Origin of the sequence: Bifidobacterium jacchi, assembly GCF_009078285.1 — a bacterium.
GTDB classification, from domain to species: domain Bacteria; phylum Actinomycetota; class Actinomycetes; order Actinomycetales; family Bifidobacteriaceae; genus Bifidobacterium; species Bifidobacterium jacchi.
The window spans coordinates 67,612-75,224 of the sequence record NZ_RQSP01000004.1 but is presented as its reverse complement, the minus strand read 5'-3'; the positions used below and the strand labels follow the sequence as shown (position 1 = coordinate 75,224).

The 7,613-nt window shown below is 66.4% G+C and carries 7 protein-coding genes; 1 reads left to right on the top strand and 6 read right to left on the bottom strand.

Going from position 1 to position 7,613, the window contains the following annotated elements:
• The first annotated feature begins 342 nt into the window (after positions 1-342).
• On the top strand, positions 343-1,503 hold the full coding sequence (locus EHS19_RS02245) for a class C sortase (RefSeq protein WP_421745108.1): 1,161 nt from the start codon (positions 343-345) through the stop codon (positions 1,501-1,503).
• A 14-nt stretch (positions 1,504-1,517) separates the two neighbouring features.
• Here the strand turns inward: EHS19_RS02245 and recR are convergent, their stop codons facing one another.
• The 6 genes from recR to EHS19_RS11615 form a co-directional block, all read right to left on the bottom strand.
• A complete protein-coding gene (gene recR / locus EHS19_RS02240; RefSeq protein WP_151916189.1) occupies positions 1,518-2,120 on the bottom strand; it encodes a recombination mediator RecR in 603 nt (200 codons plus the stop codon).
• 155 nt (positions 2,121-2,275) lie between these two features.
• Entirely contained in the window at positions 2,276-5,020 is a 2,745-nt protein-coding gene (dnaX, locus tag EHS19_RS02235; protein ID WP_151916188.1) for a DNA polymerase III subunit gamma/tau, read from the bottom strand.
• A gap of 87 nt (positions 5,021-5,107) precedes the next feature.
• On the bottom strand, positions 5,108-6,256 hold the full coding sequence (locus EHS19_RS02230; protein ID WP_151916187.1) for a diacylglycerol/lipid kinase family protein: 1,149 nt from the start codon (positions 6,254-6,256) through the stop codon (positions 5,108-5,110).
• A gap of 65 nt (positions 6,257-6,321) precedes the next feature.
• A complete protein-coding gene (locus tag EHS19_RS02225) occupies positions 6,322-6,774 on the bottom strand; it encodes an Rv3654c family TadE-like protein (RefSeq protein ID WP_151916186.1) in 453 nt (150 codons plus the stop codon).
• The gene (locus EHS19_RS02220) at positions 6,771-7,193 is read right to left on the bottom strand and encodes a pilus assembly protein (protein ID WP_241677026.1); all 423 of its coding nucleotides are present in this window, start codon (positions 7,191-7,193) and stop codon (positions 6,771-6,773) included. Before EHS19_RS02220 ends, EHS19_RS02225 begins: the two co-directional genes overlap by 4 nt.
• A 13-nt stretch (positions 7,194-7,206) precedes the next feature.
• Complete coding sequence (locus EHS19_RS11615; RefSeq protein WP_338325022.1) at positions 7,207-7,512, bottom strand: DUF4244 domain-containing protein; 306 nt, start codon at positions 7,510-7,512, stop codon at positions 7,207-7,209.
• Positions 7,513-7,613 lie beyond the last annotated feature (101 nt).

Genomic DNA, 7,613 nt, shown 5'->3' with positions numbered 1-7,613 from the left:
GTCGGAGCTGATTCAACCGACGGTCGCTCAGCCGTCACCCCGTTGTTGCCGTTTCGTCATTTTCACACCCCCGATTCGACAGACGACACGCCGTGATCGCCTGCCGTTCAATCTGCGGTCATGTCGGCGGGCCGCGGCATTACGGTAGCGGCATTACAATCGTTGCGAAGACGGACAACCAACGGATGACCACTACGGGTGGTCGCGTGCTGCGGCGCACCAGCGAAAGGCGATATCGTGAAACATGGCGTGAAACACCGGACTGCGGCTCCGGAACGTTTTGCAATCGCCGTGCGTCGCGACGAGACCGACGCCAGCGCGGAACGCGACCAACAGGCCGGCATCCGCCAAACGAAACGTCGCCAGTCGGGCGGTCATCGGTCCGCAGGCCACCGGCCAAGCAGCAGCCAGCCGACAAGCCATCAACCAAGCAGCCGACAGCCCAGCAGCAATCAACCGTCTGGTGCGCAGACAGTGGGGCAGCAGCCAGCGGAACACCGCCCAGCAGAATACCAACCAACGGATTTCAACGCAGCCATCGACATCGCCGACGTCGCCGCGGAGCGACGCCGGCTGACCCGCAATCTCATCATCATGCGCGCGATCACACTGCTGCTGCTCATCGCTGCGATCGGCGTGTTCGCGTTCCCCAGCGTGCTGCAATACCAATCCGACCGCCGGCTCGCCGAAGCCGGCAGCGTCAGCGCGCGCACCGTCGCCGGGTGGCCCTATCCGCAGGCCGAGGACCATCTCAACGCGGCACGCGCCTACAACAAGCGACTGGCGGCATCGGGCCAACCGATTCTCGGCGAGGCACCCGACCCCTTCGCCGTTGCGCAGGGCGGTTCCAAGGCGAACGGGAAGGACGACTCCGCCGCCGCGAAGGACGATGAATATCAGTCGCTGCTCGACACCGGCGACGGGATCATGGGCACCGTCCGCGTGCCCAAGCAGTCGATCGATCTGCCGATCTACCATGGCACGTCCGACCAGGTGCTCGCCTCCGGCGCGGGGCACCTGTACGGCACGTCGCTGCCGGTGGGCGGCGCCTCGACGCATGCGGTCATCACGGGGCATCGCGGACTGGTCGAGGCGCTCATGTTCACGCGGCTCGACGAAGTGGTCAAGGGGGATTTCTTCTATATCGAGGTCATGGGCGAGACGCTCGGCTATCAGGTCGACCGCATCTCCGTGATCCTGCCGAACGACGTCTCGCAGCTCAAGATCACGCCGGGCGAGGACCGGGTGACGCTGATGACCTGCACGCCGTACGGCGTGAACACGCATCGTCTGCTCATCTCGGGGCATCGCGTGGCCATTCCCGTGCCCGCTCCCCAGCCGGGCGACATTCACGACGGACGCAACATCGCACTGGCTGCGTCTCTTGGCACGCTGATCGCGGGACTGGCGGTCGCGGGGCTGATCAACCGTCGGCACAGGGATCTGCTGATCATGCGGCACGCCGCGTTCTGGCCGAATCGGCGCGGCGAGGCACGCCAGTAGCGCGTCCTCGGATTCTAGGCGTCGCGACGGCCTTCGAGCGCGCGGCCGAGCGTCACCTCGTCGGCGTATTCGAGATCGCCGCCGACCGGCAGGCCGCTGGCCAAGCGCGTGACGCGAATGCCCAGAGGCGACAGCAGGCGGCTGAGATACGTGGTCGTGGCCTCGCCCTCGATGTTCGGGTCAAGCGCGAGAATCACCTCCTTGACCTCGTCGGTCTTGAGTCGGTCCAGCAGTTTGGGGATGTTGAGATCCGCCGGCCCGACGTTCGCCATCGGATTGATCGCCCCGCCGAGCACATGGTACAGGCCGCGGTATTCGCGCGTGCGCTCGATGCTCATGATGTCCTTCGGCTCCTCGACCACGCAGATCACCGTATGGTCGCGGCGTGGGTCCATGCAGACGGGGCACGGACTCGTCTCGCACACGTTGCCGCACACGTCGCAGAAGCGAACCTTCTGCTTGACCTCGCTGATCGCATCGATCAGCGCCCTCGCCTCGTCCTCGGGTGCGGAGAGCAGATGGAACGCGATGCGCTGCGCGCCCTTCGGACCGATGCCCGGGAGCGCCGAAAACGCATCGATGAGACGCTGGATCGCGCCATCATATGCAAGTGCCATAGGGCAGTACCCGCCTTTCGTTCTTGTTCATCATCGTATATGCGGCCATGCGTACATGCATCGGCGTACATGCATCGACTTGGCGACGCAGGACCACGCTTGCCGGGCCGCACAAGGAGCCGACCCCACCATATGGTGAGCCGGCGCGCAGCATGTCAGCTCTCATCGTGGTGGTGATCCGGTTTGGCGTTGCGCGGGTTGAGCGGATCGTCGGCCGCGTACTGTTCCACCTTCTTCACTTCGAAAAGCCGTTTGATGTCGTCGATGCTCATTCGCTCGCCGCCGCTCAGCGAGGCGTCGTTGAGCGAATACTCGTCATCGTCAGGATCGACCGGTGCCGTCGCCGGCGCTGTGGATGCGTTCGGTTCCGGGCTGGTCGGGCCTGCCGGCCACTGCGGTCCCGCATCACGCTCGGAGTGCATGCCGGGTGCCGATTCGGGCCACGCGCTACCGCCCCAAGACGCTCCGGCTCGCTGCTGTTCCGTGGACTGTACCGGTGACGTCGCAGCAGCCGTCGACATGGGCGACGATGCCGCCCACGGGTCATCCTGTTCGTCCGAAGGCGGCACATCACCCCACGAGCCCACCACGGAGGAGACGATCGCCTCGCCACGCATGGCTGCGGCGGTCTGCGGCCATGGTCGCTGCCTTGTCTGCACGCCCTGATGTGCCACAGCCGTGGTCGGAGCCGAGGGAGCCGCGCCCGCTGAAGGCGCGCCCGCAGGGGTCGTGCCCACAGGAGAAGCCGCTGAAGCCGACGGTGCGGTCGACCCCGTCGGCGCGGAGGACGACGGTCCGGCTCCCGACTGCGGTATCGCCCACGGGTCGGTGTCGTCGCTCAGATCCGGCACCGGCACATGCTTGTGATGGTGAGGTTCGCCGTCGTCCGACGACGCCGAGGCACCGGTCGAGGAATCGGACGAGCTCGCGGATGCACCCGCATCCGCGTGTTCGCGGGAGCCATTCGCCGTGCCGGCGGCGGAGATCGACGAAAGACCGCCGCTCTTCGCGGCACCGGAGGCGATGGCCGCGCGCAGATCGGCCTGAAGCACCTGTGTTTTGATGCGCTGCTGCTCGGCTGCGGACAGCGAACGATACGGGGCCGCCTCGCTGTTGTCCGCCAGTTTCTTGGTGGGGGCGATCACAACGGACGGGCCGAACACCTTGCGGACCGCCCCGCGCACAATGGCGACGACCTCATGCGCGCCATCCACCGGCTCATTGGCCACGGCGAGCGCGAAGGCGTATTTGCTCAGCGCCTTGTCGAATTTGAGCCACAACGTGCCCTTGCCCTGCGACCCCTTGGGATCGAAGAGGATGCGAGGCACTCGATCGCGCCCCACATAGCGTCCCACCTCCGCGGGCAGCGCCGCCACGAGCGCATCCCAGCGCTGGTCCGGGGTGCGCGTGTCAGGCGCGGGCTGCGCGCCGGCCGACTGGGCTGCGGCAGCAGCGGAACCCGTCGACGACGGCGACGCCGGCGATGCCGATGCATCCGGCGGCGCCGACGCAACCGAAGCGGGAGCCTCCGGTGCCGCGCCAGCAGACTCCTGCCGCGACACGGCCTGGCCGGCGTTTCTGGAGGAGCCGATGAATCCACTGGATTTCACGGCACCCGATGCCCCAGCCGTGCCGGATGTCCCGGCCGAACCGGGCGCCGCAGCCGTTCCCGCGTTCGCCGCGTGCCTGGATGCGCCCACGAATCCTCCGCCCGATCGCGGTCGGGATTGGGACGGTGCCTCGCTTCGGCCGCTCGGGCGCGCAGGTGCTCCATCGGAAGGCGACGGCCCGGCGTCCGGTTCGCCTGCAAGCAGTCGCGCGGCCAGCAGTTCGAGTCTCATGCGCGGCGAGGTCGCGCCGCTCATCGTCGCCAAGGTGTTGTTGATCGTATCGGCAAGCGACGTGAGGGTCCGCAGTCCCAGCGCATTGGCCTGACGCCGCAGATCGGACATGTCCTCGCTTTCCGCGGAATCGCTCATCACCGATTCCGCGCGGTCGCCGGCCAGCAGCAGTACCAGCAGATCACGCACCCGCGCCAGCAGGTCCTCGACGAAGCGACGGGGGTCGAAGCCGCCGACGACGACCTTCTGAATCACCCCGTACAGGGCTTCGCCGTTATGATCGATCACCGCGTCAACGGCCTCGCCGATCAGCGTCTCCGGCGTGAATCCGAGCAGCGCCACGGCGGAGTCGTGCGAGATGACGCCATCGACGGAGCCGACCATGAGCTGGTCGAGCACGGACAGCGTGTCACGCACCGAACCTCCTCCCGCGCGCATGGCCAGCCGCAGCACGCCAGGCTCGGGCTTGATGCCCTCCTTGGCGCAGATCGACTCCAGATACGGCCCCATGATCTCGGCCGGCACGAGTCGGAACGGATAGTGGTGGGTCCGCGAACGGATCGTGCCGATCACCTTGTCGGGCTCGGTCGTCGCGAAGATGAACATGACATGCTCGGGCGGTTCCTCGACGATCTTGAGCAGCGCGTTGAACCCCTGCTGGGTGACCATGTGCGCCTCGTCGAGGATGAAGATCTTGTAGCGGTCGCGCGCCGGCGCGAACCCCGCACGCTCCCTCAGCTCACGGGCGTCGTCGACGCCGTTGTGGCTGGCGGCGTCGATCTCGACCACATCGATCGAGCCGGGTCCGCCCGTCGCCAGATCGCGGCAGCTGTCGCATTCGCCGCACGGATGCGAGGTTGGGCCCTTGACGCAGTTGATGCAGCGGGCGAGGATGCGCGCCGAACTGGTCTTGCCGCATCCTCGCGGACCGGAAAACAGGTAGGCATGGGTCAGCTTGCCCGCGTCGAGGGCTCGCATCAGAGGAATCGTGACCTGATTCTGGCCGATCACGCCCTCAAAGGTGTCCGGACGATAACGTCGATACAGTGCAAGTGCCATGTTCTCCAACCTACAGCAATCCCGTAACCCCATCATGCGATGGGGAGTACCTGACAATATCCGCCGTATGACCGGCCTGACGCCACGCTATGCGGCCGATTCGGCATCGGCTGCGTCATCGGCGTCATCAAGACGGCCGTCGCGCCGTATCGCCTCGATGACGCCGCGCTCGCTGCGCCATGACTGGTCGCGCGCAACGGCGGGAGGCACCAGCACGCGAAGGGAGCGGCCCATCGCATCCACTCGCACCGCAAGCGCACCCACATACTCGCCGTCCGCCATCAGCGTCGGCGGCTCGTCGCCTTCATCGGATCGCGTGATCTCGATCGCTCTGATGCGACGCCATCCGAGCACATCACTCGACAGCAATCTGCCATTATAGGCGTTGCGCATCAGGGCGGCGCATTCGAGCAGGTTCGGCACACGTCTGGCCCATACCAGATCAAGCAGCCCGTCGTCGAACAGCGAATACGGCGACACTTCGATGCCGCCTCCGATGTACCGCGCGTTCGCCACGGTGAGCAGCGGCGTCACCAGGTCCTGTTCCCATATGCGACCGTCCGGCAGCGTGGCGCGAACATGGTATCCGTAGCTGCTCAGATGGCTGAGCTCCGCCACCGCGGCGGCTGCATATCGCAGCGAGCCTCCCGGAAGCCGCGAATGGTTCGCCCTGTCGTTGATGGCCGCGTCCACGCCGCACGAGAGCATGCCCGCGTAGTAGCGAGGTGACGCGTCCGACACGACGGCGGCGGCGCGATCGACGGCATGATCGGTGTCATGATCGACGGTATCGCAATCCGTCAGCCGCGTGATTCTGCCCATGTCCACGTCGATATGCGATCCGCGCACGATCGCTCCGACGATGCCTTCCACCGCGACTTGCACACGATTGACCGGCAGACCGAGTCCGCGCGCGAAGTCGTTGCCCGAGCCGATGGCGACGATCCCCAGCGGCTTGCCGGAGGATGCCACCGCGTTCGCGCCCAGCGCGATCATGCCGTCGCCGCCGACGACCACCAGATGGTCATAGTCGTCACGGGCGTGAATCGCATTGGACAGCGAATCGTCAAAACTGGTACCGGTCAGGTCGCTGACGGCAAAACCGTATCGCCGACCCGCCTCGCGCAGCAGATCCACCACCTGCACGTCAATGGCGGCGCCACGACCTTTGTCGGATGCGGGATTGCCGATCACCGCCACGCTCACGCCGCGGGTCGAATCATCAGGTGCACTCATAAGCCCCAAGATAACGAAATCCGCGACGGCATGCCAGTGGCACGGTCAATGTCAGCTGCAGTCCGTCAGCCGCATTCGACCGGCCCGGCCCGCGAATGATGCACGATGTGCGGCGCGAACGGCACACGCGTGGCGATCTCGACCGACACCTGCACATCGTCACCATCCGTCGCGCATCGCAGCAAGGTGACGCCATTGCCGGACGACACGAGCCCTGCGATCCCGCAGACGCCCTGCTCATCGAATGCACGACCGTCCCACAGCGCCTGCGCGGCCGACAGCGCGGCGAGATCGGCGGCTTCGGCGGCACGGGTGCGGCAGACGAGCGCATTGCCCGCCGCCGCGATGACGGCGAGCAGCACGCCGACCGCCATCGCCAGACCTGCGGCAAGCATCGTGCCCGAACCACGGTCGCAACCGACGAGCCGACCGCGCCTGCGCGCGGGAGCGACGGGCGCTTGCAATACGAGCTGATCTTCGTCACGTCGATCGTCATGGTCATGGTTCAGACGGTTCATGGCAGCACTCCCGACGCCGTTGCCGTCACCGACACCGGCAGTATGCTCAGCGGGTCGGGCATCACCGGGCAACGTACGAAGGCGGTCACAACGCCGTCGCGCTGATGCACCGTGACGGACGCGTCGGAGCCGACCATCGACGTCACCGCATCGGATGCATTGCCACCGGACGTATCGCCGCCGGATTGCAGCGTCTCGGCGCGAACGACCACGGCAGCGGCCCTATGGCAGTTCATCGTCACCACGGTGGCCCTCGTCAGGCCCAAAAGCAGTGCCGCCACCGCGACGACCACAGGCAGCAGCACGGCGAATTCGGCGGTGGCCGCCCCCTCGTCGCACGCATCGAAGCCTCTGTCGCGCAGATGCAGTGCCCGATGCGATGCCCGTCGTGCAGGATCGCGACGCCGTACGATGTCCATGGCCTCAATCCGATCATCCGATGTTGAGCGCCTTCTTGACGATGTTCGACAGCATCGTCTTGACGGCATCCGATTTGAGCACCGCCACCAGCAGCGCGGCGAATCCGGTGGCTGCCACCAGAACGACCGCGTATTCGGCCGTGGCCGCCCCCTCCTCCGGCTGCGCGGCGAGCGTTCTGGCTCTCGCGTCGATCACGCACATCGTCGCATGCACCCGATCGCGCGCCTCGACCAGCGCCTGCGCACTCCGAGCGACAAACGAGCGGCGGCCCGTACCAGGCGTGATTGCATTCATCATGGTTGTATCCATCGTGGTCATGATCCGTTCCTTTCCCCTGATGGTGTTCCCGGCTTCGTTCCGGATGCCCCCACTATGCCCGGTCCGCGAGCGCAGTCCAAGGCGAACGGGGTGCTGTGGAC